The following is a 25811-nucleotide window of genomic DNA, read 5'->3' on the forward strand; positions in this document are numbered from 1 at the left end:
GAACCCCATGCCCGTAGCGGTTCGCAATCTCACAAAGCACTGGCCGGGCGCGGAGCGTCCGGTTTTCTCCAGTCTCGATATCGACTGCCCGGCGGGCGGCATCACGATCATCGTCGGCCCCTCGGGCTGCGGAAAAACGACACTGCTGCGTTGCCTGAGCGGGCTTGAAACGCCCACATCGGGCAGCATTCTGTTCGGTAAGCAGGATGTCACGCAGGTGGATTCCCAGCATCGCGGCGTGGCCATGGTGTTCCAGAACTATGCGCTCTACCCGACCAAGACGGTGTTCGAGAACATCGCTTTTCCGCTGCGCATGGCGCGGCTTGATCCGCAGAGCATTCGCACGCGGGTCAGGGCCGCAGCCGCATTGACGCGCATGGAGCCATATCTTGATCGCTACCCGGCGCAGCTTTCCGGCGGCCAGCGGCAGCGTGTCGGGATTGCGCGCGCCATCGTGCGCGGCCCGGCGGTTCTGCTGATGGATGAGCCGCTGTCCAATCTGGACACCAAGCTGCGGATCGAGATGCGGGCGGAACTGGGCGCGTTGCAGCGCCAGATTGGCTCCACCACCGTCTATGTGACCCACGACCAGACGGAAGCGCTTGCGCTTGCCGACCATCTGATCGTCATGCGCGATGGCCGCATTGAGCAGCAGGGCGCGCCGGAAGACATTTTCACGAGCCCGGCAAACACCTTCGTCGCCGATTTTCTTGGCTCCATGAACCTTGTCGATGTGACACGTTCCGAAGACAGGGTTTTCGTCACATCGGGCGCGGTGCGGCTGGACGGGCTGCCGAAGGCCCCGCTCTCGCCAATGTTCCGCCTCGGCTTCCGCGCCGAAGACGTGCAACTGGGACCGGTGGACGGCGAGAAGGCCACATTGCCGGTCACCGTCAGGCGTTCGGAACTGATGGGCTCGGAACGCCTCGTTCATATGGAATGCGGCGGGCTTGCACTGCGCGCCCGGCTGAAAGAAGTGGTGCGGCCGGACGATCGGCTCGAACTCCACATTCCGGCCGGGGCGCTTCACTATTTCGATGAGACAGGAAAACGCGTGGCGGGTGCAGTATGAAAAACAACCACGTGATCTGGGACTGGAACGGCACTCTGCTGGACGATTTTGCCATCACGGCGCAAATCACCGCCGATGCCCTTGCAGAGCTTGGGCGGCCGGGCGTGACGCCCGAAATGGTGCGGGAACATTACCGGCGTCCGTTGTCGGAGTATTTCAGTGCGCTTCTGGGGCGGATTGCACGTCCAGACGAGCTTCGCCATCTTGGCGAGGCCTATGAGCGCAATTACGATCCGGCGATGTACGGACTTCCGCTCGCCATCGATGCGCTGGACGCGCTCTCCACACTGGCAGAACGCACCAACCAGTCGCTTCTGTCGATGGCGCCGCATGGCCAGATCGAACAACTGATCGAGCATCACGGCCTCGGGAGCCATTTCACGCTCGTGGAGGGCTTTACGGGAACCGGACACCCGACCAAGCGGGAGAGCCTCGAACGTCATTGCGAGACGCTTGATGTGAACCCGCGAGCGTGCTGGCTGATCGGCGACACGGTTGACGACTTCGCGGCGGCTGCGCCGCTTGGCGTCAGGACCGCGCTGGTGACGACCGGCATGCAGGGGCGGGATGCGCTGCTTGCAACGGGCGCGCCCGTTTTCGACAGTCTGGCGGACGCCGCCGGACATATTCTGAATGCCTGAAAAGAGAACGAGTTTCATGCCGCATAGCAAACTGATCGCTGACCTCGAAGCCGCCTTCGAGGCGCATGACGACAGCAGCGACAACAGCCACGACATCAACCATGCGCGCCGCGTGATGCGTTCCGCTCTTGAGATTGCTGCGGGGGAAGGCGGCGGCAATCAGCGCGTGATCATCGCCGCAGCCTATCTCCATGACTGGATCAACCTGCCGAAGAACCACCCGGATCGCGCGCGGGCCTCCGCCCTGTCGGCCGAGGCCGCACGGCCCATTCTCAAATCCCTGGGTTTTGACGAGGCCGAACGCGAGGCTGCATGTCACGCCATCGTGGCGCACAGTTTCTCGGCGGGCATTACGCCGGAAACGCTGGAAGCGAAGGCGCTGCAGGATGCAGACCGTCTTGAGGCGCTGGGGGCCATCGGCCTTGCGCGCACCTTCGCCATTTCCGGCCAGCTCGGCTCCAGCCTGTTCGACGGAGAAGACCCCTTTGCCGTCAATCGCCCGCTCGATGACAAGCGCTACTCGGTGGATCATTTCGAGGTGAAGCTGCTGCGCCTTCCCGAGACGATGCAGACCTCCATGGGGCGTCAGCTCGCGGACCGGCGCGCCGACGTGCTGCGTCGTTTTCTGGCGGATCTGGCCGAGGAACTCGGCGCTGCCCTTCCTCAGGGCGCAAGGGGCTAGTCTGCGTTCGCGCGGCCGGAAGACCGCAATCCCGGGCGTCGCGGCGTTCTGCGGCGCTCAAAACATGTTCATCCACTTCCAAATGCTCAGAGTGTGGAAATCCAACACGCATTGGTTGAAATTCAAATTCGCCTTGTCGGATGGCGGATAAGCGAATATTTCTCCAGTCGAGTTCGCTTCGATACTGCTTTTCCGGGGCAGGTCTACAGAATTCTCTTTCTCGATGAGGGACGATGCCGCGCCAGCGTGTGCGGGGTCTTTCATCGTCAATGCTTTGAGTAAAACGGCGACGCGGTTTTTGCGTCGGGGGAAATGAAAAGGGATGAATTTTTGAGTACGGTTGACGAAAAACTTGAGCCTATTCTTGCAGACGTATTACGCCGTAGCGCAGGAGAAACGGAATTTCACCAGGCAGTGGTGGAAGTTCTCCAGAGCATTGGTCGGGTGATCGCGAAACACCCGGAATATGCCGACAACGCGCTGATCGAGCGCATCTGTGAACCGGAACGCCAGATCATTTTCCGCGTTCCATGGGTCGATGATGCCGGCAACGTGCAGATCGCCCGCGGCTTCCGGGTTCAGTTCAACTCCGCACTCGGCCCCTACAAGGGCGGTATCCGCTTTCATCCCACCGTCAATCTCGGCATCGTCAAGTTTCTTGGCTTCGAGCAGATCTTCAAGAACGCACTGACCGGTCTTCCGATCGGCGGCGGCAAGGGCGGTTCGGACTTCAATCCGCGCGGTCGTTCGGATGCGGAAGTGATGCGCTTCTGCCAGTCCTTCATGACCGAGCTGCACCGTCATATCGGCGAGTACACCGACGTGCCGGCCGGTGATATCGGTGTCGGCGGTCGCGAGATCGGCTATCTGTTCGGCCAGTACAAGCGTCTCACCAACCGCTATGAGGCCGGCGTTCTGACCGGCAAGGCGCTTTCCTATGGCGGCTCGCAGGCGCGCAAGGAAGCGACCGGTTACGGCGCGGCCTATTTCGTCGACCGCATGCTGCGCACCCGCAAGATGGATTTCGAAGGCAAGCGCGTCAGCGTTTCCGGTTCGGGCAATGTGGCCACCTACGCGATGGAAAAGATCATCGAGTTCGGCGGCGTCATCGTGTCCTGTTCGGATTCAGGCGGCTACATCGTCGATGAAAACGGCATCGACCTCGATCTGGTCAAGGAGATCAAGCAGAAGCGTCGCGGCCGTATCTCGGAATATGTGAAGCTCAAGGGTGCCGGCGCGCACTTTGTCGAGAAGGGGTCCATCTGGGATGTGCCCTGCGATGTCGCCATGCCTTCGGCCACGCAGAACGAGCTGACCGGCAAGGACGCGCAGACGCTGGTGAAGAACGGCCTCATCGCCGTTGGCGAAGGCGCAAACATGCCGTCGACGCCGGAGGCCGTGCGCGTGTTCCAGGAAGCCGGCATCCTGTTCGCGCCGGGCAAGGCGGCCAATGCAGGCGGCGTCGCCACCTCGGCGCTGGAAATGCAGCAGAACGCATCGCGTGCCAGCTGGACCTTCGAGCGCACGGAAGAGCGCCTGGCCGAGATCATGGCGCATATCCATGACACCTGTGCCGAAACCGCCGATGAATACGGCTCGCCCGGCGACTATGTTCTGGGCGCGAACATTGCCGGTTTCGTGCGCGTTGCAGAAGCCATGGACGCGCTTGGCGTGATCTGACGCCCTCTATCGGCATTCCAGAGAAACGAGCCCGCGCGACCTGTTTCGCGCGGGTTTTTCGTATGGGTTTCCGCTTTTTGGGGCTCAAAATCTGCAAACGGAGGAAAATCGCAGCCGGATCAAGTGCGGATTTTGCTTGAAACTGAAACCTGAATCATTATTCATGTATGTCATGGCAGAACCGAAGACGAAACGCGGCCAGATAAGGCGCGCCAAGATCCTTGCAGCAGCCGAGACGGTCATGGGCGACCAGGGCTTTTCCGCCGCGTCCATTGCCGAGATCACACGGCTGGCGGATACGGCGCTCGGCACATTCTACGTGTATTTCACCAGCAAGGAACAGGTTTTCCGCGAGCTGGTGCTGGAGATGGGGCGGATCACGCGCGCGATCGTAGGTGAGGCGATCAGCGATGCGCCCGACCGTCTGAGCGCGGAGCGGGCGGGGCTCGAAGCCTTTTTACGCTTCGTCGCCGAAAGGCCGCAGCTCTACCGGATCGTTGAGGAGGCGCGGTTCGTCGATCCGGAGGCCTATCGGGACTATTTCTGGCATTTCGGGCAGGCCTACACGCTTGGCCTGCGCGAGGCGCAGAAGCGCGGCGAGATTTCTGCGGGCGATCCGGAGGTGCGGGCCTATGCGCTGATGGGCATCTCCAAGGCGCTCGGAGACCGTTACGTGCTGTGGGAGGAGACACCCGACATCGAGCGGGTGGTTGAGGAGGCGCATAAGATGATCTGTCACGGGCTTGCCCCATGAGTTCGCACGAACCCTCGTTCGTCCGAACTGAAATTCGCAGCGCGCCCGGCGGGTGCGACTGTTTCGTGATCACCCTGGCCGCGCCCCGCGCCAATGCGCTGGAGCCGGATTTTCTGGCCGCAATTGAGGCCGCTCAGGAAGATTTCGAGGATACCGGCCTCCGCCGCGCACTGATCTGCGGCGGACGCAATTTTTCCACTGGCGGCGATGTCGGCCGATTTCTGGAAGCGGCCTGCGACGGGCAGGCGGTGGCCTATGCCGAGCGGGTCGTGCCGCTTTTACAGCGCTGCGTGCTGCGGATGATCGGCCAGAAGGCCATTGTCGCTCTGGCTGGCCGGGGTGCGATTACCGGCGGATCCGCCGGTTTCCTGTTTGCTTCCGACCTTGCCGTTCTGGCTCCGGATGCATTCGTGCAGCCCTATTACGGGGTGATGGGCTTTGCGCCTGATGGCGGCTGGACGGCCACGCTGCCGGAGCGGATCGGCGCGGGTGCCGCACAGGACTGGCTCCTGAACGACCGGCGGTTTGGAGCGGAGGAACTCATGGCGCGCGGGCTCGCCTGCGCCGTCGACCCTGATCCCGAAAATGCTGCGCTCGCCCGGCTGGCCGCGCTCGACATCGATATGGCGCTTGCCGGCAAGGCGCTCATCTGGGATGCCGCAAGACGGGCGCAGGTGGAGGCGCGGCTTGCAGCAGAGACCGAAGCCTTTCGCACACTGATCCCGCTTGAGGCGACACGGGCGAAGATGGCGGCATTTCTTGGCAAGGAGGCTTGAGATGTTCGAGACCGTTCCCGACATGGCCTGCAAACGGGCCGAGATTTCACCCGATGCACTGGCCTTTCGCGATGCCGAAACAGGCCGCGCGTGGACCTTTTCCGATGTGAATGCCGCAGCCGATGGCATTGCCGAGGGGCTGCGCCGGGCCGGATTGGGCGAGGGCGACCGGCTGGCGATCCTCTGTCTGAACCGGGTGGAGTTCTTCCTCACGCTGTTCGCCTGCCAGAAGACAGGCATCATCCTGTGTCCGCTGAACTGGCGGCAGCCGGCACCCGAACTGGTTGAAACGCTGGAGCCGGTGAATGCAAAGGCCATCCTGCATGATGCGATGCATGCCGGTCTGGCGGCGGATGTGGCCGCGAAGACCGGCGCGGCGCTGTTCGGTTTCGACGATGCGCTTCATGGCTGGATCGCGCAGGGTGGTCCGGCGCTGCGCGCGGCGGTGCCCGCGACGCGCCCCTGGTATCTCCTGTTCACATCGGGCACGACCGGACGGCCCAAGGCGGTGATCCAGACTGCGCGCATGGCCTGGGCGAATGCGATTAATATCGGGCAGGCCATCGGCCTTACGGCAGAGGATCGTTCGGTGAACTTCCTGCCGCTGTTCCACACGGCCGGGATCAATCTCTACACGCTGCCGGTCTTCCTGAACGGCGCAAGCTCGACTGTGCTGCCGAAATTCGATGCCGAAAGGCTGCTCGCCATGCTGCGCGCGGGCGAGCTGACACAGGTATTCGGCGTGCCGGCCATCTATCAGGCGTTGTCGCTCATGCCGGGCATCGAAGACGTCGACTGGACCGCCATTCGCTGCGGTTGCGGCGGCGCGCCGCTGCCGGAACCGCTGATCCGCTTCTTCGCCGAACGTGGCGCCTATGTGCTGAACGGTTTCGGCATGACGGAAACCGGGCCCACCGTGTTCCTGATGGATGCCGCCCGCGCTGCCGAGAAGATCGGCTCGGTGGGGCGGGCGCAGATGATGACGGATGTGCGCCTTGCAGGCGTCCCCGATGGCGCGCCCGGTTCCGGGGAGATCCAGTTGCGCGGTCCCAACATCACGCCGGGCTATTTCGAGAACCCGGAAGCGACGGAAAAGACCTTCACGCCCGATGGCTGGCTGCACACCGGCGATGTGGGGCGGCGCGATGCGGATGGCTATTACTTCATCGTCGACCGGATCAAGGACATGTTCGTCTCTGGCGGCGAAAACGTCTATCCCGCCGAGGTCGAGCGTGCGCTCAACGCGCATCCCGCCGTGCTGGAGGTGGCCGTTGTGGGCTGCGCGGACGAGAAATGGGGTGAGGTGGGCGTCGCCTTTTTGGTTCTGCGCCCCGACGCCGAGCTTGATGTCGAGACGCTGCGGCCATGGTGCCGCGAAAGGCTCGCCGGTTACAAGGTGCCGGTGCGCTTCTGCGTGCTGGAGGATTTTCCACGCACTGCCGCCGGCAAGGTGCGCAAACCCGATCTCAGAGAGTTTTTGACCGATGCTTGACCTGTCCGCCCGCTGGTTGCCCAGCCAGGAGGAGTTCGACGCCTTTGCTGCGGTGTCGGGTGACGACAACGCGATCCATGTGGACGCCGAATTCTCGGCCCGCACGAGCTTTGGCCGCACCGTCAGCCATGGCATGCTGATCTATTCCAAGCTCTGGGGGCTGTTGCAGAAGGCTGAGCCCGGCGCGCGCCAGGTCAGCCAGACAATGATGTTTCCCAACCCCGCCTTTGCCGGTGAGGAGGTTGCGCTGACGGTTCGTGAAACCGCGCCGGGAACGCTTGAAATGAAGGCGGTGCGGGTTGCAGACGCCGCAGAACTGCTTGTCGGGGAGGCAAGGATCGCATGATGGAGACCGGACAGAGCGCCACCGTGCGCCGCACCTATTCCGCTGCCGATCTTTCGGCCTATGCAGCGCTTTCCGGCGCGGCCCCGGAAAGCCAGGTGCCAGAACCGCTGATCGCGGCGCTGTTTTCCTATCTTCTGGGCGTAAAGCTTCCGGGCTCGGGCACCAACTATCTCAAGCAGGAACTGGCTTTCAAGGCACCGGCGCCGCTCGACACCGAACTGACGGCGACAGTCGAGATCACCCGTCTTCGGCCGGAAAAGCATCTGGTCGATCTATGGGCGCGCTGCACCGCACCTGATGGCACGGTGATCTGCGAGGGCCGTTCACTGGTGAAGGCAAAGGATGTCGGGGCCTGACGGTTCAGGCGTTGAGGCCTGCGGCGAAATCGATAATCGTTCGCGCGAAGGCCTCTTCTTCTTCCAGATGCGGCGAGTGGCCCGAGGCAGCGAAGACATGGCGCTTCGCGTTCGGGGCCGTCTGCGCGATCCAGTCGGAGGCCGAGGCCGGGTAGACCCGGCTTTTTGCGCCTGAGCAGACGAGCCATGGCAGGTTCAAATCGGGTGCCAGTGCGCGCGCATCCATGGCCACGAGATCATCCCACATGGTGCGCATCTTCTCCGGATCCTGACTGAGGATCACGCTGCGCGCGTCTTCACGCGAAAAGCCGGGTGCGCCTTCGGGTGTGGCAAACATGGTGGCGGCGATGCCGTGCGTTGCGCCATCCCAGTCGGTGCGGAAGCGCCGGGTCGACTGCGCCACGCTCTCAGCCGTCTGCCCTTTCAGGCCGTGCGGCCAGTCCGCAGCCGGCACGATGTGTGTGCTCATGTCGACGGTGACCAGCCCGCCGATCCCGGCGCTGCCATGGCGCGCGAGATAGCGCCAGGCGGCGGCTGCCCCCATCGACCAGCCCACCACCAGCGGTTTCCTGTCTGGCAGGGCGTTGAGCGCCTCGCCGATCATGTCCGCGCAGACATCGAGCGTCGGCGGCAGGTGGGCGGCTGCGGCATGGCCGGGCATGTCGGGCGCATGGCAGTCGAAATCCGGGCCGATGCGGGCGATCAGCCGGTCGAACACGGCTCCGCGCATCGTCCAGCCATGCAGGAACAGGATGGAGCGCGTCACGTTCAGCGTCCGGCCCGCAGCCTGCCGACAATGCCGGTGGGGAAGAAGTAGACGCTGAGGATGAAGAGGATGCCGAGCCACAGAAGCCAGCGGTCGGGGTCCAGCAGCTGCGGCAGAAGCGGTATGCCGCCCGTTGCCTCAGAGGCCGCGCCCATCAGCGTCTGCAGATAGTTTTGCGCCAGCACGAAGATGGTCGCCCCGATGACCGCACCATACATGGTGCCCATACCGCCGATCACCACCATCAGGAGAATGTCGAGCATGATCTCGAAGGAGAGCGTCGTGTCGGGGCCGACATAGCGCAGCCAGATCGCAAACAGGCTGCCGGCCACGGCTGCCGTCGCGGCGGAAAGGCATGTGGCGATGGTGCGGTACCAGACAACGTTGTAGCCGATGGATTCTGCGCGGAAATCATTCTCGCGAATTGCCTTGAGCACGCGCCCGAAGGGCGAGTTGACGACCCGCAGCATCAGGAGGAAGAGCCCCAGAGACGCGAAGAAGACGAGATAGTAGTTGAGCACCTTGCCATTGATGCGCACGCCGAACAGTTCGCCCAGCCGGAAGGCCGGTGTCAGCTCGCGCGGGATCATGTAGTTCAGGCCGTCTTCGCCGCCCGTCAGACCGGACATCTGCGACACCAGAACCGCCACAGCCGAGGCAACGGCGAGCGTGATCATGGCGAAGAAGATCGCCCGAACCCGCAGCGAGAACATGGCGATCACAAGCGCCAGAAGAGCGGCCGCCAGGGCTCCCAGAACGGTGCCGGTCAGGAGCGCGTCATAGCCGCGCCCCATATGGATGGAGGCGAGCGCCACGCCGTAAGCGCCAAGCCCGAAGAACATCGTATGAGCAAAGCTCACAATGCCGGTATAGCCCAGAAGCAGGTCGTAGCTCGCCACCAGCACGATGAAGATGCAGATGCGCGCCGCCGTTTCCAGAGACCGCACGCCGGGAAACAGGAACGGGGCAAGCGCCAGCGCGACGAGGATCGCCAGAAGGATCAGGGTCAGCGCCAGCGAGCGGGGTTTGTCACCGGAGAGAAGCTTGACGAGCATCTTATTTGGCCTTCACGACGGGCAGCATGCCTTGCGGCCGCCACATGAGGATTGCGGTCATCAGCGCGATGTTCGACACCAGCGCCAGCTTGGGCTCGAGAAAGGCGACATAGTTCTGCAGGAGACCCACCAGAAGCGCACCGATGAAGGCGCCTTCCACCGAGCCCAGCCCGCCGATGATCACCACGATGAAGACGAGGATCATCAGTTCTTCGCCCATGCTGGCGGTGATGACTTCCTGATAGAGGCCCCACATCACGCCGCCGAGACCGGCAAGCGCCGAACCGGCGATGAAAACGCCGATGAAGACGCGGCTCAGGCGATAGCCCAGCGCCTCGACCATCTCGCCATTCTCGACGCCGGCGCGCACGATCAGGCCGATCTTGGTGCGGCGGAACACGAGCCGCATGGCGACGAAGAGGCCAAGCCCCACGGCCACGGCCAGGATGCGGTATTTCTCGAGCGCGGCGCCCCAGAAGGTGAAAGCGCCCTTCAGCGTTTCGGGACGGGAGAAGAAGATTTCTTCCGGTCCCCAGACAACGGCGATGAGCTGTTCGATCACGATCAGCCCGCCGACGGTGACGAGAATCTGCTTGAGATGCGCGCCATAGACGGGGCGCACGATCACCTTTTCGAAGGCCCAGCCGAGACCGCCGGTCACGATCATGGCGGCGATCACGGCCAGAAGAACGACCAGAAGGTTGAGCAGGAGCGAAGGCGCGCCGGCCCAGCCGCCAAGCGCCAGAAGCACGGAAATGCCGACGAAAGCGCCGACCGAGATGAACGCGCCATGGCCGAAATTGATGACATCCATCAAGCCGAACACGAGCGTCAGGCCCGAAGCGATGATGAAGATCATCATGCCCATGGCGAGGCCCGATACGGTGAGCGTCAGCCAGCTTGAAGGATTGCCGATGGCGGCAAGCCCGACCAGAACCAGAACGGGCACCAGAAGAAGCGGTGTGGCTTTCGCCAGCCGTTCCGACAGCGGAATGTCGGCGAAGGTGGGTTTGTGGGTCGGTGCAATGGTCATGTGCGGGCCTCGCAGGATCGAAGCGGTTTCTTCGCGGCGCAGGACGGCTGTTTCAGCCCCTGCCGGAAACGGGCGGGCAGTTGCGAGAGAACGGTCTTCATTGCATTTCCATGCTCAGGCCCATCAGGCGTTCCTGAAGGGTCGCGTCGTTGGCCAGTTCCGCCATGCTGCCGGTCCACACGATGCGGCCGTCATCCATGACCGCTGCGTGGTCGCCCAGCGCCTTTGCGACGGCGAAATTCTGTTCCACCATCAGGATCGAGGCGCCCTGCGCCTTCAGTTCGCGCAGCGCTCCGACCATGGTTGAAATGATGGCGGGGGCGAGGCCCTTGGTGGGCTCATCGATGAGATAGAGTGTGCGGCGTTCCGCCATGGCGCGGGCGATCGACAGCATCTGTTTCTGGCCGCCGGAGAGATTGCCCGCCGCCGCGTTCCAGAAGGTGCGCAGCGGCGGAAAGACGGAAAACAGCCAATCGCGCCGGGCCGCATCGAGCGGGCCGCTGATGGCGGCGAGGATCATGTTTTCCTCCACCGTCAGATCGGCGAAGATGCCCATGTCTTCCGGCACGAAGCCTATGCCCGCGCGGGCGCGGTCGGGCACCGGCAGGCGGGTGATGTCGTTTCCGTCGAAAGTGATGGAGCCGGCCCGCGCCTGCCAGTGGCCGATGATGGTGCGCAGCGTGGTCGTCTTGCCCACGCCGTTGCGCCCCAGAAGCATCGTCACCGAGCCGCGCGGCACGTCCAGATCGACCTTCTTCAGGATGTGATACTGGGCGATGTCGGTTTCGACGCCCTTCAGTTTCAGCACGGGCTCAGACATCTTCCAGCTCCCTGCCCATATAGGCTTCCTGCACGATGTCCGAGGCCATCACCTCTGCGGGCGGGCCGTCGGCCACCAGCGCGCCGTTGTGCAGCACGATGATCCGGTCGGCGAGGGTGCGGATCACGTCCATCTTGTGCTCCACCAACAGAATGGTGCGGTTGGTTTCGGCTTTCAGTTCGGCGATGAGATCGAGCACCACGGGCGCTTCGTCCACACTCATGCCGGCGGTGGGTTCATCGAACATGTAGACCATCGGGTCGAGCGCAATCAGCAGCGCCACTTCCAGTTTGCGCTGGTTGCCGTGGCTGAGTTCGGCGGCGGTCTGGTCCTTCCACGGGTCCAGCCGCACCCGTTCGAGGATCGCCATCGCGGCCATGGTGATTTCGCTGTGGCTGTCGGCCATCGAAAAGAGGCTGAAGCCCTTGTTCTGCTTCGCCTGTATCACCAGGCGCACATTTTCCAGAACCGAGAGATCGGGAAACAGGTTGGTGAGCTGGAACGCCCGGCCAATGCCCTTCTTGCAGCGCTCGGCGATGCCCGCGCGGGTGATGTCCTCGCCCATCAGCCGGACCCGGCCGGCCGTGGCCGTGATCTGACCCGAAATCAGGTTGAAATAGGTCGTCTTGCCGGCCCCGTTCGGCCCCACAATGGCGGTGAGCTCTCCGGCATGGAAGCTGCATGTCACGGCGTCCACCGCGACATGGCCGCCAAAGCGCACGGCAAGCCCGTCGGTTTCCAGAAGTGGCTGGGTCATCAGGAAGGTCGCTCTTGGTCGAGAAAGGTGACGGGACGGTTTTCGCCGCCCCGTCCGGGGTCAGCGCATCAGTTGCGGACAGGGATGTTCATGTCCTCGATGCCGATCTCGCGAACGAGAACCGGAACGCCGTAGTCCTTGTCTTCCTGAACCTCGGTGCGGAAGTGATACATGGTCTGCAGCGCCTGATGGTCTTCCGGGCGGAAGCGCATCGTGCCTTTCGGCGTCTCCCACTCCATGCCTTCCATCGCCGTGATCAGCGCTTCGGTGTCTTCAGCGCCACCGGCCTTGCGGATGGCCTCGACGATGGCCATGCCGGCGGACATGCCGCCTGCGGTGAAGAAGTCCGGCGGCGTGCCGTGGCGCTCGAAATGGGTCTTCACGAGCCACTCGTTCACCGGGTTCTGCGGGATCTCGTAATAGTAATAGGTAGCGCCCTCCATGCCCGGCAGTTCCTTGTGGGCGGTCAGCGCTGCGAGGATGTTGCCGCCGGTTGCGATCTCGATGCCGAAGCGCGACGGGTCCATGGCGTTGATCTTGCCCATCGGGTTGCCGCCGCCGGCCCAGATGATGAAGAGCTTCTTCTCACCCTCGATGTCACCCATGGCCTGGAAAATGCGCTCGGCTGCAGCGGTGAAATCGGTGGTGTCGGTGGGCACATATTCCTCATGCGCCACGGTTGCGCCGGTGGCTTCCAGCGCTTCCTTGAACGCCGCCACGCCATCGCGTCCGAACGCGTAATCCTGCGCCAGTGTTGCCACGGTCACGCCTTCACCGCCAAGGGCGACGGCGTTGGAGATGGCGTCCTGCGAGGAGTTGCGCCCGGTGCGGAAGATGTAGCGGTTCCAGTTCTCTCCCGTGATCGAATCCGCTACGGCGGGCTCGACGATCAGCAGCCGCTCATATTCCTGCGCCACTGGCAGCATGGCCAGCGCGACGCCGGACGAGACGGGGCCGACCGCGATATGCGCGTCATCGTCGCCATAGGCCTCGGCCAGAAGCGCCTTGCCGATATCGGGCTTGAGCTGGGTGTCCTTCTCGATGACGACGATTGGCTCGCCGTCGATCTCCATCGTGCCGTCGGTGGCGTATTCGAGGCCCAGCATGAGGCCGTCATGGGATTGCTTGGCATAGGCCTCGAGCGGCCCGGTCTTGCCATAGACATGCGCGATGCGGATTTCCGCCGCCAATGGCGTCGCCGCCAGCGAAGCGGCCAGAGCCAGAGCGATTGTCCGGTACATGAGAATGATCCTCCCGATTTTCTCGTCTGCCAAATATGAAACCTGAATCAATATTCATGTCAAGCGCGAGTTCTGTCACAAACGCACATCGGCAATGGTGCGCCGGGAGGGAGGAGGAGCCTGGAGATCACACCGTTTTCGATGTGCTGCTTGCATCGCCCGTTACGGGGATGCCGGACGTTCTACTGCACTGAAGCTACGGGTGACCCTGAATGTGTCAAATCTCGATTGCCATCGACATCCACTGTCTGGGGAGGGCAGGCCCCATTAATATGGCCGCAATGGTCGGTCACATTAACGGGGCCTGACCCTCGGGGCGCGGATCGAAAAGTGGAATCCGGCTTTCAGGCTGTTTCGACTTTCCATCAATCATTTGGACCACCTTCACTCCGGCTCGGCGGTCGAAGTGGATTTCTCTTTTGATTTCTTCGCGCTGCCGTTGCGTTCGCCGAGGTGATCCTTTGCCGGCGTAAAGCTGATGATGCGGTCATCGATGGAAGGCGTGTTGGCCGCGTCGCTTGCGAAAACCATTGCGCCGGAGGGCTTTACCCACAGGAGAACGATTGCGTCTTCCGAGCGGCTTTCCAGATAGGCGTTGTAGTCGAAGGCCTCGGTCAGCCGGGTCGCCTGGAACGTCCAGCCCTGCCAGTGCCGCTCGCGCAGGGTGCGGAACTCCAGCCCGTCTTTGGTCAGCGGACGCCCGCCCAGCGTGAAGTTCAGCGACATGCGTTTCGGCTGATCTCCGCCGCGTCCGAGCTGAAACACGTGAGAACGGCCGAGTTCCGGCGCAAAATCGGTGCAAACGAGAGAATTGTAGGCATCGTTGTCGGTGACGGCGATGAGGTTCGAGAACCGCTTGGGATCGATCGTGTGATGAGCCTCTTCCGACAATATGTCTCCGAAGAAGACGGGAATGTCGGCAAGCCGCGCCTCGGCGATGTGGTTCCAGTTCGGATCGGCGATCATCACCGGCACTTCAACGCTTTTGAGCTTCTTGGCGAGATCGATTGCCCAGCGCGGACCGCCAACGATGAGAAGGCCGGGCTTCTCCGAACTCTTGAGCTTTAGAAGCGAGGCGAGGGGGCCGAGCGTGAAGCCGTGCAGAACGATTGTGGTGACAACCACCGCAAAGGTGAAGGCGACCATGCGATCCGCATCGATGATGCCTGCTTCTTCAAGAGCTGCGCCGAACAGGCCTGAAACCGCGACGGCGACCACGCCGCGCGGCGCGATCCAGCTTGTCAGAATGCGCTCGGGCATTGTTGCGCCGGAGCCGGTGGTGGCGATCATGATGGCGAGTGGCCGCACCACGAAGAGAAGCGAGGCGACGAACAGCGCGGCGCGCCAGTCGAGGCTTCGAAAATCCTCAATGGTGAGCGAGGCGGTCAGCAGGATGAAGATGCCCGAGACCAGGAAAACGGTGATGGTTTCCTTGAAGCGGCGCATCTCCGCGAGGCTCGCAATGCGGGTGTTTGCAAGCACGATGCCCATCACGGTGACGGTCAGGAGCCCGGCTTCTTCGAGCACCAGATTGGTGAGCGCATAGGCCAGAAGAACGGCGGCCAGCAATATGGGCGCTTTCAGGAATTCGGGCACATAGCCGCGCACAAACGCCCACTGGATCAGCTTGGCGGCGGCAAAACCGCCGGCGACGGCGACCACGAAGGCTGCAACAACCACATAGGCCAGGCTGCCGCCCTGATGCAGGCCGAGAAAGACGAGAATGACCTCGAAAGCCACCACCGCAAAGAGCGCGCCGATGGGGTCGTTGACGATCGCTTCCCATTTGAGCAGCGAGGCGGGCCGCGAGGCAAGCTGCGCCTGGCGCAGGAGCGGCGTGATGACGGTGGGGCCGGTGACCACGAGAATGGCGCCGAGCACTATGGCTGTCGGCCAGGTGAGGCCGCCGACATAATGAGCGGAGAGGGCGGTCATCACCCATACGAGCGGTCCGGCGATCAGGATGATGCGCCGCACGGCGGTTGAGGTTTCGCTGATTTCCTTGAAGTTCAGCGTCAAACCACCCTCAAACAGGATGATTGCCACGGCGAGCGACACGAGCGGGCGATAGATTTCGCCAAAATCCATTTCCGGGTTGATGAAGCCGGTGGCCGGGCCGGCGACCATGCCCGCGATCAGGAGCAGGACGATGGCCGGCAGGCGGAGCCTCCAGGCAAGCCATTGCGCGCCCATGCCCATGACGCCGATAAGCGCGATCTTCAATCCGATGTCATGCATGCAACATATCCGTTCAAACGTTTCGGCGTTTTGCAATGTGCCGCGTGGGAGCAATTGGGTTCGCGCTTCAGCGGATCATCCAGTTTTCGGGCTACAGAAGCGGGAGCCTGTTGAAAAGACCTGTGGTTGTGAAATCTGCTTGATTGTCGCGCGTGTAGCGGCAAAGCCAGTGTCCATGGACTGCAGGAATGTCACGAAAAACGGCATTCTTCGCGGACGATCAGGGGAGATGACGAATGGCTGAACGCGATTGGGCTGCGGCGGAGAATACTGCTCTTGAAAGGCTCGGAGCTTGGCCGGCGGATGGCCCGGGCGGCGTGGTGCTTGGCATTGAGAACGGATCGGTTCGGCTGGTTGCGGCGGCGGGGCATGCGGGCGTCGGAGGCGCGCCGCTTGGGACTGACAGCGTGTTTCGCTGGGCGTCTGTCACCAAGCATGTGTTTGCGGCCTGTCTTCTCGAAAGCGGTGTGTTGCCGCTCGACATGACGCTGGGCGAGGCGCTTCCGGAACTCGCGGCGGCCCCGGCATCCGTAACGGTAGCGCAGGCGCTTGCCATGCAGGGCGGCTTGCCCGACCCGCGCGAGAGCCTGACCCTTCTGGGTTTCGGATCGCATACGCGCACCGAGGCCGCGCCGCTTCACCACTGGATGGCCGGTTTTGACTGGTTGAACGCCAGGCCCGGCCATGAGGTCGCTTATTCCAATGGCGGCTACCGTCTTCTGGAAACGGCGCTGGCGCGGCGCGGTTTCGTGTTCTCCGACATGGTGGCGGATCACGCACAAAGGCTGGGCATCGGCATGCGGGCGTCCGAATACTGGACTGATCCGGTGCCGGGGCTTGTGCCCGGCCATGAACCTGCATCGCCCGGCTGGTCGGAAGGCTTTCAGGGAATGCATCTTTCTGCGGCCGGCTCGCTTTCGGGTTCGGCGCGGGATCTGGCTGTCTGGCTGTCGGACCTCATGGCGCGAGACGTTTTTGCGCAGATCGCCCGGCCTCTGCCGCTCGGTTCAGGCGAGGCGACCGGTTATGGGCTTGGCATTGCGCTGACGCAGATCGGCGCGGAGCGCGTGCCGGGTCATGGCGGGGCGCAGGCCGGCTATCGCGCGGGCTTTCTGTGTGCGCCGGAGGAGGGCATCGCGCTCGTGGCTCTGAGCAATCGCGACGATGGCGATGCGACCGGGCTTGCGGCGCGCGTGTGGGCGCGGCTGCGTGGCGTGCCGCAGGCGCAGATGCCGAAACCCGCCGGCGATTGGGCACCGTCCGGTCTCTATGTGGCGGAAGTGGGGGGGCTCTGGGCCGAAGTGAAAAAGAACGCCATCGTGGTGCGCGATGCGGAAGAAGCGCTCTTTGCAGGCGATAACGGCCAATTCGTCTCCGCAGCGCCGCATGCGCGCATGCGGCTGGCGTATACGGACGGAGCGCTGAGCGGCGATCTGTTCCATCAGCCCGTCCGGCTGTTGCCGGTGAGGGTTTGCGATGAAGAGCCGGAGTTGGACGGGCGCTGGATGAGTGACGGCGCAATTGTGACGATCCGGGGCCGAACACTCCATTGGGGTGTGGGACCGCTTCAAACCGAAACGACCCTCAAGCCGCTTGGCAATGGACGCTGGCTGTTCAACGCGATGGGGCGTCGGATCTGCCTTCAGCGCCTTTCGCCGGATCGGTTCATTCTCTCTTTGGCAAGGGCGCGCGGCGTCGAATATTGCAGGCTCTGAGGCAAGGCCGGAAATGAAAAGACCGCTGCTTCTCTCAGGAGAGATGCAGCGGTCGATCATGCTTTTGTGCGCTGCCTAGCCCGCGAGCAGCTCGATGTGGCGCTGTGCCTGACGAAGGGCGGAGATGAGGCGGTTTTGTCCGCGAACGAGCTGGGTTTTCGCAAAACCAAGCGTGTTTTCGTCAAAACCGTCCAGATCCGCTGCTTCTGCGATGGAAGGCAGCGGCGGGATCGTCAGGGCCGGATCGTGGCTGAAGCGGTTCACGCGGGTGAAGTTGATCGGCACGAGGATGCGGGCGAGATCCTGGATCACGGTGTTGGCCGTTGCCCTGTCGATCTTGCCGGACTTGATGCCCGCATAGAAACTGTCGAGCGTTGAAGCCAGCGCATCGACCGCTTCCTTCGATGCCGACAGGTCAAAGCGGTCGCCGGCCTTGGCCTGGTACTCGGCCACGGTCTGCGCGAATTCCTTCGCCGTGGCGCGCCAGTCAAACGGCAGGATCTCGGCATTCGCATTGCGAAGAACGGCAAGGAGATAGACCTTGATGTCGCGCAGGAGAATGTCCCTGTCTGCGATTTCCAGCGTGTCATTCTCGGTGTGCCAGGCAATGTTGCCGCCGCAGCCGCCCACCGTGTAATAGCCTTTCTCCTCACGCTGGACGTCCGGCATGGTCGACGACAGCATCAGGTAGCTGGAAATGCCGATATTGTTGAAGGAGTAATCGCCGGCGCGGTGCGGGCGCTCGCCTTCCATCGTTTTGCCGGCCACTTCGCCGATCACTTCAGCGAGGAAGTCTTCGGTTTCGCTCATCCGGCAAAGATTGATGAATTCGGTTGCCCAGCGGCAGCCCGGGCTGTCGCAGTTGACCTGCGAAACGGCATTCTGCTCGAGGTCCAGCGCGAAATTGTCGGAGAACCAGGTCGAACCGGCATAGCGTCCGGTGGAGTGGCCGGGCCACCAGCAGATGCGCACCGAGCGCTTTAGCGAACCGCGATTTTCCCAGAGAACGCGGGCGATTTCGAGCATGCTCGCATCACCGGTTGCGTTGTCACCCACGCCCACGTCCCAGCTGTCGAGATGGCCGTGCAGGAAGACGTATTTCTCCGGCTCTTCGGTGCCCTTGATGAAGACTTCCGGCAGTTTCGACGTGAACCAGCCCTCTTCCATCTCGGTGAACAGCGTGACGCTGCCGCCCTTTTCCGCGATGGCGACCAGCGCCGCGCCGTCATCCTTGTTGACCGCCGCAGCGGCGATCTTCGGCTTGCGCGGCAGGTCGTCCAGATCCGGCGTGCCCCAGATGCTGGTGCAGATGCCCCAGTGGATGTCGACACCGGGATTGATGCCGATAACGCCGATGGCGCCGATTTCCTCGAACTGGGAAACCAGGCCGGGGCTCGCAAAACCTTCGGAAATCACGATCTTGCCGCGTACGCGATCGGCGAGCTCCTGCGTGGTGTCCACCTTTTGCTCGAACATGTCGGTGATCATCGCGTTGTGATACGCGCCGACATAGACAAGTTCGCCCGTGACGCCATTGCTGGCGTCGACGCTGTATGCCGGCGGCTTGGCGCGGAACGTCTTGCCTTCAGCCTCGACGCGGGCCTGACCGGGCAGGCTGAGATAGAGGCTCGGCTCATGAACCGTGACCTCGACACCGTGCTTGCGCAGCCGTGAGACAATTTCGTCCATGCCGCGGTTCACATCGGTGGGGTGCTCGCGCTTGAAAGTCGCAAAGCTCTCGACCAGCCCCCAGGGTTCGTCAAGCGAGACGGAATCGAGAATTTGTTTTTCGAGATTGTTCATGCGCGAAGCTCCCATTTGTTTCATTCAACGAAACAGTGTTTCGTAATAAAGAAAAGCTAGCAGAGCGTTTGCGTGGCTGCAAGCGCTGGCCCAAGCATTGGGAAGCCAGGCAAACGAAAACAGCCCGCGGAAGCGGGCTGCGCATTTTATGATTCTATTGTGCTCTTTTATTGCGCTCTGGGGGCTGGGTTCAGCCGGCGGAGCGGGCTTTGCTCTCGGCTTCGTCCTTGTCGGAACGGTGCAGCGACAGGCGCTGCGAAATTTCACCGGCTGCTGCCAGCACGGCCTGCATGTAAGCCTCGCGGCGCTCTTCATCGAAGCGCACGACTGCGCCGGCAACGGAAATCGCTGCAATAATGTTGCCATCGGCCGCAATGATGGGGGCCGCAACGGAGAAGGCACCTTCATCGAGATCGTTAATCGCGACATTGCATCCGTTCGCGCGAATGCGTTCCAGCGCTTGCCGGAGCTTTTCACGGTCGGTGATCGTGTAGGGGGTAAAAGCTTCCAGCGGGCTGGCGAGCACCTGGTCGATGATGCTCTTCTCGCTGAATGCTAGAATGCAGAGCGAACCGCCACCGGCATGAAGCGGGCCGTTGCGTCCCGCCTGCGCGAAAAGGCGAACTGAATGCAGGCCCTCGCGCGTCGCAACAACGAGCGAGCGCAATCCGTCGCGCACGACGAGATTCACGTTCTCGGAGGTCCGGTCGCGCAGCGCATCCATCACAGGCCGCGCAGCAGACAGGAGGCTGCCTTCGCGGCCCACGCGTTCCCCCAGCACGCCAACCCGATAGCCGAGCGAGTAGACGGCGCGCTCCGGATCCCGGAACACGAAGCCGCGCTCTTCGAGCGTATGCAGCAGGCGGAAGACAATGGACTTCGTCAGGCCAAGCGATTTTGCGAGCGCTGTGACCCCCTGATCCGGCTGGTCGGCGAGTGCTTCAAGGACAAGCAATGCGCGGTCGACAGCAGCGATCCTGTAGTCCTTGGGGGCTGTCTCGTTCATGGCTGCGCTCCTTTTTCTCGCATTATCGTTGTCTGCTGCACGGTTGCAATATTGCAGATTTGTGATTTACTCAACGGAAATAAGAAACAATGTTTCACACAATAAAACAATGAGGGGCGATGAAATGCGTGTTGCTTATGTCGTACCGGGGCCGATGTCCAAGGGGCCGATGGGGCTGAAGGAGATGAAGCGGCGCGAAGCGCTGCTGAATGCGTGGGCATTCACCGGCACCGAAGTGTCGGTCATTGATGTTGTGGACGGACCAGCATCAATCGAATCCGCTTATGAAGAGGCGCTGTGCATTCCTGCCACGATCGACGTGATCATGCGTTGCGAACGTGACGGGTTTGACGCTGCGATCATCGGCTGTTTTGGCGATCCGGGCCTGGAGGCCGCGCGTGAACTGACGACCATGCCGGTTGTTGGCCCATGCGAAAGTTCGCTGCTTCTGGCTGCCAGCCTGGGGCACAAGCTCTCCGTGCTGACCATCTTCGAAAGCATGGTTGCCGGGCAGGAGCTGCTTGCCTACCGGGCGGGTGTCCTTGAAAAGCTCGCTTCCGTGCGGGCCACGGGCATTCCCGTTCTGGAGCTGATGAAAAACCCGGATCAGACGCGCGAGAAGCTGATCGAGACGGCAACGCTTTGCGTGAAGCAGGACCGTGCCGACGCTCTGTTGTTCGGCTGCATGACGATGTCGTTTCTGGATCTTGCGGACGAGGTGTCCGCCGCCGTGGGCGCGCCGGCTATCAATGCCGGCAAGGCCGCGCTAAAGCACGCGGAAACGCTGGTTTCCATGGGGCTCTCCCACTCCAAGACAGCCTATCCCATGCCCGCCAAAATGCGGGCCGGCCAGTCCTTCGAGGCGCTGCGGGTGGCCTGAGCCTGCGCGCCGACAAGACAACGACAAAAATCTTCAGAGGAGAAGCAGGATGATACCAATGCGCAGAGCGGTTGTCTCGACCGCGTTTCTCGCCCTTCTTGCCGGGACGCCGGCATTTGCCGGCGATCAGATCAGAACCATCGACCTGTTCACCCGCCCGCAGGCGGCGCAGCCACAGGAATTCCAGTCGATCCAGCTCATTGCGCAGGAGTGGCGCAAGCTCGGTCTCGATGTGAATGTGCGGGTCATGCCCTGGGAGCAGATGTCGGACGTCGTCTGGTATCAGCGCGACAACTGGGACGCCACGGCCTGGCAGATGGTCGGTCGACCCGAGCGCTCGGACCCCGATGAGATCGTCTTTAACCTGTTCCATTCGACCACGGCGGACAAGGGTTACAATTTCATCGGTTACCTGAACCCGGAATACGACACGGTCGTTGAAGCCGAGCGGGTCGAGATCGACGAAGCCAAGCGCAAGGAGCTGATCGACAAGGCGCAGGAGATCCTCGCCGCCGACCAGCCCAACATGATGCTTGTTCATCCCAAACAGACATTCGCGTTCGACAAGACGGTCTGGGACCCGGCCTCGGTTGTCGAGCAGAGCGGCATTGGCATTCGCAACACGTGGACGTTCATGTCGCTGACGCCGGTTGGCGAACAGAAGGACATCATCCTCAACTCCGGCGACAATGTGCAGGCGATCAACCCGCTCTACATCTCCGGCGGCGTGGACAGCTGGGTGTTCGAACTGGTCTATGACCGGCTCGTGCGTGTCGGTCCCGATGGTCTGCCCAAGGCCTGGGCGGCCGAAAGCTATGAGTGGAAAGACGACAAGACCATCGCGGTGACGCTGCGCGAGGGCATGAAGTGGCATGACGGCGAGCCTGTGACGCCGGAAGACGTCAAATTCTCCTTCGAGACCGCCGTCAGCGGTGAAGCGCCGATGTATGCGCCATTCGCCACTAATATCGAGAATATCGCGATTGACGGTTCCACGATCACCTTCACGCTCAAGCAGCCGGCGGCGTCGTTCGTCACGTCGAGCCTGGCGAAGATCAATCTCATTCCCAAGCATGTCTGGGAGCCGATCATCGCCGATCTGAAGACGAAGGAAGAGAACGCGGAAAGCTATCAGGAAGAGACACCCATCGGTTCCGGGCCGTTCAGGTTCGAGCGCTGGCTCACCAATGAGGAAATCGTTCTTTCCGCCAACAAGGATCACTTCAACGCACCGAAGGCCGAGCGCTGGATTCTGCGCATCGTGCCGAATGTTGAAGCGGCGCTGGGCATGCTGCGCTCCGGCGAGATCAACTTCCTCGCCGAGTTCTCCGGTGATCCGCAGGTGCTGTTGCAGGCAGCCGAGCAGGATGGCGATCTGGAAACCGTTTCGACCGTCGAGATGGGCTTCCGTTATGTCGCCTTCAACAACCGCCGTCCGCCCTTCGATGATCCGGCATTCCGCCGCGCGCTTTCTTCGGCCGTGGACCGTCGCCTGATCGTCAAGGCTGCCTATCGCGGTTACGCCGAGCCTTCCAACTCCGTTGTCTCTCCCGCGCTGGGCTTCTGGCACAATGAAGCGGTGGTCGAAGGCTTCGAGGCTGGCCACGATGTGGCGGTGAAGATCCTTGAGGATGCCGGCTACACGCTCGAGGGTGACCGCCTGCATTATCCTGGCGACCAGAAGGAAACGCTGGCCGAATAACGCCCTGACAGGCGCACTGTCACGGTGCGCCTGTCTCCTCCCGACGCGCCACGCTGCCGCGCCCTGCGGTGACGCGGCCAGAATTTTCGCGCCGAGACAAGGGAAGCCTGTTCATGTCCCATTTGAAGGCGATGGCCAGCAGAGCGCTGCAACTCGCTCTCGTCCTCTGGGCGGTCGTCACGATCCTGTTCCTCATGTTCCGCCTGATGCCGGGCAATCCGATGGCGGCCTATATCGACCCCACCTTCACTGTGGAACAGCAGGAAGCGCTGATGGCGCAGTTCGGCCTCGACAAGCCATTGTGGGAGCAATACCTCATCTATCTCGGCAATCTTCTGCAGGGTGAGCTGGGCCAGAGCTTTCGCTATCGCGAGCCCGTGGCCGAGCGGCTGATGACGCTCCTGCCCAACACGCTCATTCTCACATTCTCTTCGCTTATCGTGGCCTACACGTTCGGCATTCTTGCCGGCGCGTATCTTGCCTGGCGGCGCGGAAGCGTCGTGGAGAACACGGCAATTCCGCTGGTTCTTACGACGCGCGCCATGCCTGAATTCTGGCTCGGGATGGTGCTGCTTGCCGTGTTTTCCTTCTGGCTGGGCTGGTTTCCAGCCGGCGGCACACGGCCGGCCGGCGCCAGCTATGACAGTCTGTGGGCGCTTTACACCTCGCGGGAGTTCCTGAGCTATCTGGCGCTCCCGGCCCTGACACTGGCGATTTACAGTCAGGGACTGCCGCTTCTTCTGATGCGCTCGAACATGCTGGATGTGATGAAGGAAGACTTTGTCACCATGGCCCGCATCAAGGGACTGTCCAACTGGTCGGTCGTGGTGCGCCATGCCGCGCGCAACGCGCTGTTGCCGGTCATGACATCCTTCGCCATCGCCGTCGGCTACCAGCTTCAGGGAAATGTGGTCGTTGAATCCGTTTTCTCCTGGCCGGGGCTTGGACGCGAACTCGTCAATGCCGTCTCGGCATCCGACTATCCGCTGGCGCAGGGCGCGTTCCTGATGATCGCAGTGGTGGTCATCCTGATGAACCTCATCGCCGACCTTCTGTATTCCCTGCTCGACCCGAGGATCAGCCATGCTTGATACCACGCTTCCCAGGCCGGGTTTCGTCGCGCGCTTCTTTCGCAGCCTGCGTCTGCCTTTGAACGACCCCTTCGCCGTTGCCGGCCTCGCCATCTATGCGATCTTCATCCTGACCGCGATCTTCGCCGACGCCATTGCGCCATACGATCCGACGGAGATCCTCTACACGCCCAATTACGATCTGGCCGCCGATCTGCGTCCGGGTGAAGACGGCTTCATTCTCGGCACCACCAGCCTTGGCCGGGATATCTTCTCGCAGATTGTTTACGGCACGCGTTCCGCGCTGCTTATCGGACTGACAGCGGCCTTCATGGTGGCGCTGATCGGATCGATCGTCGGGCTGGTTTCCGGCTATTTCGGCGGCTGGGTGGACGCGCTCCTGATGCGGCTGGCAGATGTGGCGTTCGGCATACCCTTCCTGCCCTTCGTCATCGTGCTTGCCGCTTTCCTTGAACCGTCGATCTGGAACGTCGTCATCGCCATGGCGCTCGTTCTGTGGCGCGACACGGGGCGGGTCATCCGCAGCCAGGTCCTGACGTTGCGGTCCCGCAGCTATGTGGATGCGGCAAGGGTTTCAGGCTCTTCGGATTTCAAGATCATTCTGCGGCACATCGCGCCGAACATCCTGCCGCTTTCCTTCCTTTACGGGTCCATCGCCATCGGCTGGGCCATTCTGACGGAGGCGTCGATTTCGTTTCTCGGCTTTGGCGATCCCCAGTCGATCAGCTGGGGCTACATGCTGCAGGACGCCTTCGCCAGCCAGGCGCTCGCGAAGCAGGCCTACTACTGGTTCGTGCCTCCCGGCGTCTGCATCATCCTCGTCGTGTCTGCGGGCTTTTTCATTACCCGTGGCTATGAAAACCTCCTGTTTCCGAAGCTTGGCCGATGACTGAAACACTGCTTTCCGTTCGTGATCTCAAGGTCAGCTATCAGGTTGGCAAGGGTTCAATCGATGCTGTCGATGGCGCGAGTTTCGACGTGCCGCGTGGCTCCATCGTCGGTCTTGTTGGCGAGTCCGGCTGCGGCAAAACCACCGTCGCCAGAGCGCTGACAAGGGTGATCGCCGACAATGCGAGCATTACCGGCGGTCAGATCCTGTTCGACGGACAGGATATCGCGGCACTGCCGGAACGTGAGATGAATGCGCTGCGCTGGCGCGACATCGCGTTCATTCCGCAAAGCGCGATGAACTCGCTCGATCCCGTCTACACGGTCGAATATCAGCTCAATGAGGTGCTGCGGCGACGCGGTGGGCTGGGGCGCAGGCAAGCGCGGGCGCGATGCGAAGAACTGTTCGAGATGGTTGGCATCGAGGCCGGCAGGCTTGGCGACTATCCGCATCAGTTTTCCGGCGGCATGCGCCAGCGCGTGGCCATCGCTCTGGCCCTTGCGCTCAATCCCAAGCTGGTGATTGCCGATGAACCGGTGACGGCGCTCGATGTGATCGTTCAGCGGCAGATCCTCGACCAGCTGCGCGAACTGCAATCGATGCTGGGCATTTCGGTGATCCTCGTCACGCATGACATCTCGGTCGTCGCCTATGTCTGCGACCGGACGGTGGTGATGTATGCCGGGCGCATTGCCGAAGCCGGCCCGATGGACGCCGTTCTGATGGAGCCGTCGCATCCCTACACAATGGGACTGCGCAATGCGTTTCCCGATCTGAAAGGAGCGGCAAGCGGTGTGCTGACGCCCATTGAGGGCGCGCCGCCCAATCTCGCCTTTCCGCCACCGGGGTGCCGCTTTGCGCCCCGCTGCCCGTTCGCAGTGGAGACCTGCACCACGCAGCAGCCGGCGCTCGGCATGGTCGCGCCTGACCACCGTGTCAGCTGCCACCGGGCGGATGAAGCCGCGAAGCTGCGGCAGGAGGCGGCCCGCACCGAAACATGGCTCGCAGACGCATGA

At 62.4% G+C, this 25811-nt stretch carries 24 protein-coding genes; 15 read left to right on the top strand and 9 right to left on the bottom strand.

Annotated elements, in window-relative coordinates; translation table 11 throughout:
- Positions 1–7: 7 nt before the first annotated feature.
- The 9 genes from JYP46_RS14870 (at position 8) to JYP46_RS14910 (ending at position 7799) form a co-directional block, all read left to right on the top strand.
- On the top strand, positions 8–1072 hold the full coding sequence (locus tag JYP46_RS14870; RefSeq protein WP_206548531.1) for an ABC transporter ATP-binding protein: 1065 nt from the start codon (positions 8–10) through the stop codon (positions 1070–1072).
- Positions 1069–1713: an HAD family hydrolase gene (locus JYP46_RS14875; protein WP_206548532.1), complete on the top strand. Its 645-nt coding sequence runs from the start codon at positions 1069–1071 to the stop codon at positions 1711–1713. Before JYP46_RS14870 ends, JYP46_RS14875 begins: the two co-directional genes overlap by 4 nt.
- Positions 1714–1729: 16 nt before the next feature.
- Entirely contained in the window at positions 1730–2395 is a 666-nt protein-coding gene (locus tag JYP46_RS14880) for an HD domain-containing protein (RefSeq protein ID WP_222474154.1), read from the top strand.
- Positions 2396–2707: 312 nt separating this feature from the next.
- The gene (gdhA, locus tag JYP46_RS14885; RefSeq protein WP_206548534.1) at positions 2708–4075 is read left to right on the top strand and encodes an NADP-specific glutamate dehydrogenase; all 1368 of its coding nucleotides are present in this window, start codon (positions 2708–2710) and stop codon (positions 4073–4075) included.
- A 163-nt stretch (positions 4076–4238) separates the two neighbouring features.
- Entirely contained in the window at positions 4239–4829 is a 591-nt protein-coding gene (locus JYP46_RS14890; RefSeq protein ID WP_113156779.1) for a TetR/AcrR family transcriptional regulator, read from the top strand.
- Entirely contained in the window at positions 4826–5605 is a 780-nt protein-coding gene (locus tag JYP46_RS14895; RefSeq protein ID WP_113156780.1) for an enoyl-CoA hydratase/isomerase family protein, read from the top strand. Before JYP46_RS14890 ends, JYP46_RS14895 begins: the two co-directional genes overlap by 4 nt.
- Before the next feature lies 1 nt (position 5606).
- On the top strand, positions 5607–7097 hold the full coding sequence (locus JYP46_RS14900; protein WP_206548535.1) for a class I adenylate-forming enzyme family protein: 1491 nt from the start codon (positions 5607–5609) through the stop codon (positions 7095–7097).
- Positions 7090–7443, top strand: coding sequence for a MaoC/PaaZ C-terminal domain-containing protein (locus tag JYP46_RS14905; protein ID WP_206548536.1), 354 nt, complete (start codon positions 7090–7092; stop codon positions 7441–7443). The genes JYP46_RS14900 and JYP46_RS14905 overlap by 8 nt, the downstream gene beginning before the upstream one ends.
- Positions 7440–7799: a hotdog family protein gene (locus JYP46_RS14910; RefSeq protein WP_113156783.1), complete on the top strand. Its 360-nt coding sequence runs from the start codon at positions 7440–7442 to the stop codon at positions 7797–7799. The genes JYP46_RS14905 and JYP46_RS14910 overlap by 4 nt, the downstream gene beginning before the upstream one ends.
- A gap of 4 nt (positions 7800–7803) precedes the next feature.
- Here JYP46_RS14910 and JYP46_RS14915 read toward each other — a convergent pair whose 3' ends face one another.
- From JYP46_RS14915 to JYP46_RS14945, 7 genes are all read right to left on the bottom strand, one after another.
- Positions 7804–8565 (bottom strand): alpha/beta fold hydrolase, encoded by a 762-nt coding sequence (locus JYP46_RS14915; protein WP_206548537.1) that lies wholly within the window; start codon positions 8563–8565, stop codon positions 7804–7806.
- 2 nt (positions 8566–8567) lie between these two features.
- Complete coding sequence (locus tag JYP46_RS14920; RefSeq protein WP_206548538.1) at positions 8568–9620, bottom strand: branched-chain amino acid ABC transporter permease; 1053 nt, start codon at positions 9618–9620, stop codon at positions 8568–8570.
- Position 9621: 1 nt separating this feature from the next.
- Positions 9622–10653: a branched-chain amino acid ABC transporter permease gene (locus JYP46_RS14925; protein WP_113156786.1), complete on the bottom strand. Its 1032-nt coding sequence runs from the start codon at positions 10651–10653 to the stop codon at positions 9622–9624.
- Positions 10654–10750: 97 nt separating this feature from the next.
- A complete protein-coding gene (locus tag JYP46_RS14930) occupies positions 10751–11473 on the bottom strand; it encodes an ABC transporter ATP-binding protein (protein WP_206544957.1) in 723 nt (240 codons plus the stop codon).
- Entirely contained in the window at positions 11466–12230 is a 765-nt protein-coding gene (locus JYP46_RS14935) for an ABC transporter ATP-binding protein (RefSeq protein WP_113156788.1), read from the bottom strand. The genes JYP46_RS14930 and JYP46_RS14935 overlap by 8 nt, the downstream gene beginning before the upstream one ends.
- 68 nt (positions 12231–12298) lie before the next feature.
- Positions 12299–13471: a substrate-binding domain-containing protein gene (locus JYP46_RS14940; protein WP_206544956.1), complete on the bottom strand. Its 1173-nt coding sequence runs from the start codon at positions 13469–13471 to the stop codon at positions 12299–12301.
- Positions 13472–13855: 384 nt separating this feature from the next.
- Positions 13856–15709: a cation:proton antiporter gene (locus JYP46_RS14945; protein WP_206548539.1), complete on the bottom strand. Its 1854-nt coding sequence runs from the start codon at positions 15707–15709 to the stop codon at positions 13856–13858.
- A 236-nt stretch (positions 15710–15945) separates the two neighbouring features.
- Between JYP46_RS14945 and JYP46_RS14950 the strand changes: the two genes are divergently transcribed.
- On the top strand, positions 15946–17424 hold the full coding sequence (locus JYP46_RS14950; RefSeq protein WP_206548540.1) for a serine hydrolase domain-containing protein: 1479 nt from the start codon (positions 15946–15948) through the stop codon (positions 17422–17424).
- 75 nt (positions 17425–17499) lie between these two features.
- Here the strand turns inward: JYP46_RS14950 and JYP46_RS14955 are convergent, their stop codons facing one another.
- Together JYP46_RS14955 and JYP46_RS14960 are read right to left on the bottom strand one after the other, a co-directional pair.
- Complete coding sequence (locus JYP46_RS14955) at positions 17500–19227, bottom strand: M28 family peptidase (RefSeq protein ID WP_206548541.1); 1728 nt, start codon at positions 19225–19227, stop codon at positions 17500–17502.
- Positions 19228–19417: 190 nt separating this feature from the next.
- Positions 19418–20233 (bottom strand): IclR family transcriptional regulator, encoded by an 816-nt coding sequence (locus tag JYP46_RS14960; protein WP_206548542.1) that lies wholly within the window; start codon positions 20231–20233, stop codon positions 19418–19420.
- A gap of 124 nt (positions 20234–20357) precedes the next feature.
- Here JYP46_RS14960 and JYP46_RS14965 point away from each other — a divergent pair, with 124 nt between their 5' ends.
- From JYP46_RS14965 to JYP46_RS14985, 5 genes are all read left to right on the top strand, one after another.
- The gene (locus JYP46_RS14965; RefSeq protein WP_162742429.1) at positions 20358–21113 is read left to right on the top strand and encodes an aspartate/glutamate racemase family protein; all 756 of its coding nucleotides are present in this window, start codon (positions 20358–20360) and stop codon (positions 21111–21113) included.
- 58 nt (positions 21114–21171) lie between these two features.
- Positions 21172–22815, top strand: coding sequence for an ABC transporter substrate-binding protein (locus JYP46_RS14970; RefSeq protein WP_206544944.1), 1644 nt, complete (start codon positions 21172–21174; stop codon positions 22813–22815).
- Between the two features lie 113 nt (positions 22816–22928).
- Entirely contained in the window at positions 22929–23906 is a 978-nt protein-coding gene (locus tag JYP46_RS14975; RefSeq protein WP_065818244.1) for an ABC transporter permease, read from the top strand.
- Positions 23899–24795: an ABC transporter permease gene (locus JYP46_RS14980; protein ID WP_206548543.1), complete on the top strand. Its 897-nt coding sequence runs from the start codon at positions 23899–23901 to the stop codon at positions 24793–24795. The genes JYP46_RS14975 and JYP46_RS14980 overlap by 8 nt, the downstream gene beginning before the upstream one ends.
- Entirely contained in the window at positions 24792–25811 is a 1020-nt protein-coding gene (locus JYP46_RS14985) for an ABC transporter ATP-binding protein (protein ID WP_206544941.1), read from the top strand. The genes JYP46_RS14980 and JYP46_RS14985 overlap by 4 nt, the downstream gene beginning before the upstream one ends.

Source organism: Nitratireductor aquimarinus (assembly GCF_017255295.1).
GTDB lineage: Bacteria > Pseudomonadota > Alphaproteobacteria > Rhizobiales > Rhizobiaceae > Nitratireductor > Nitratireductor aquimarinus.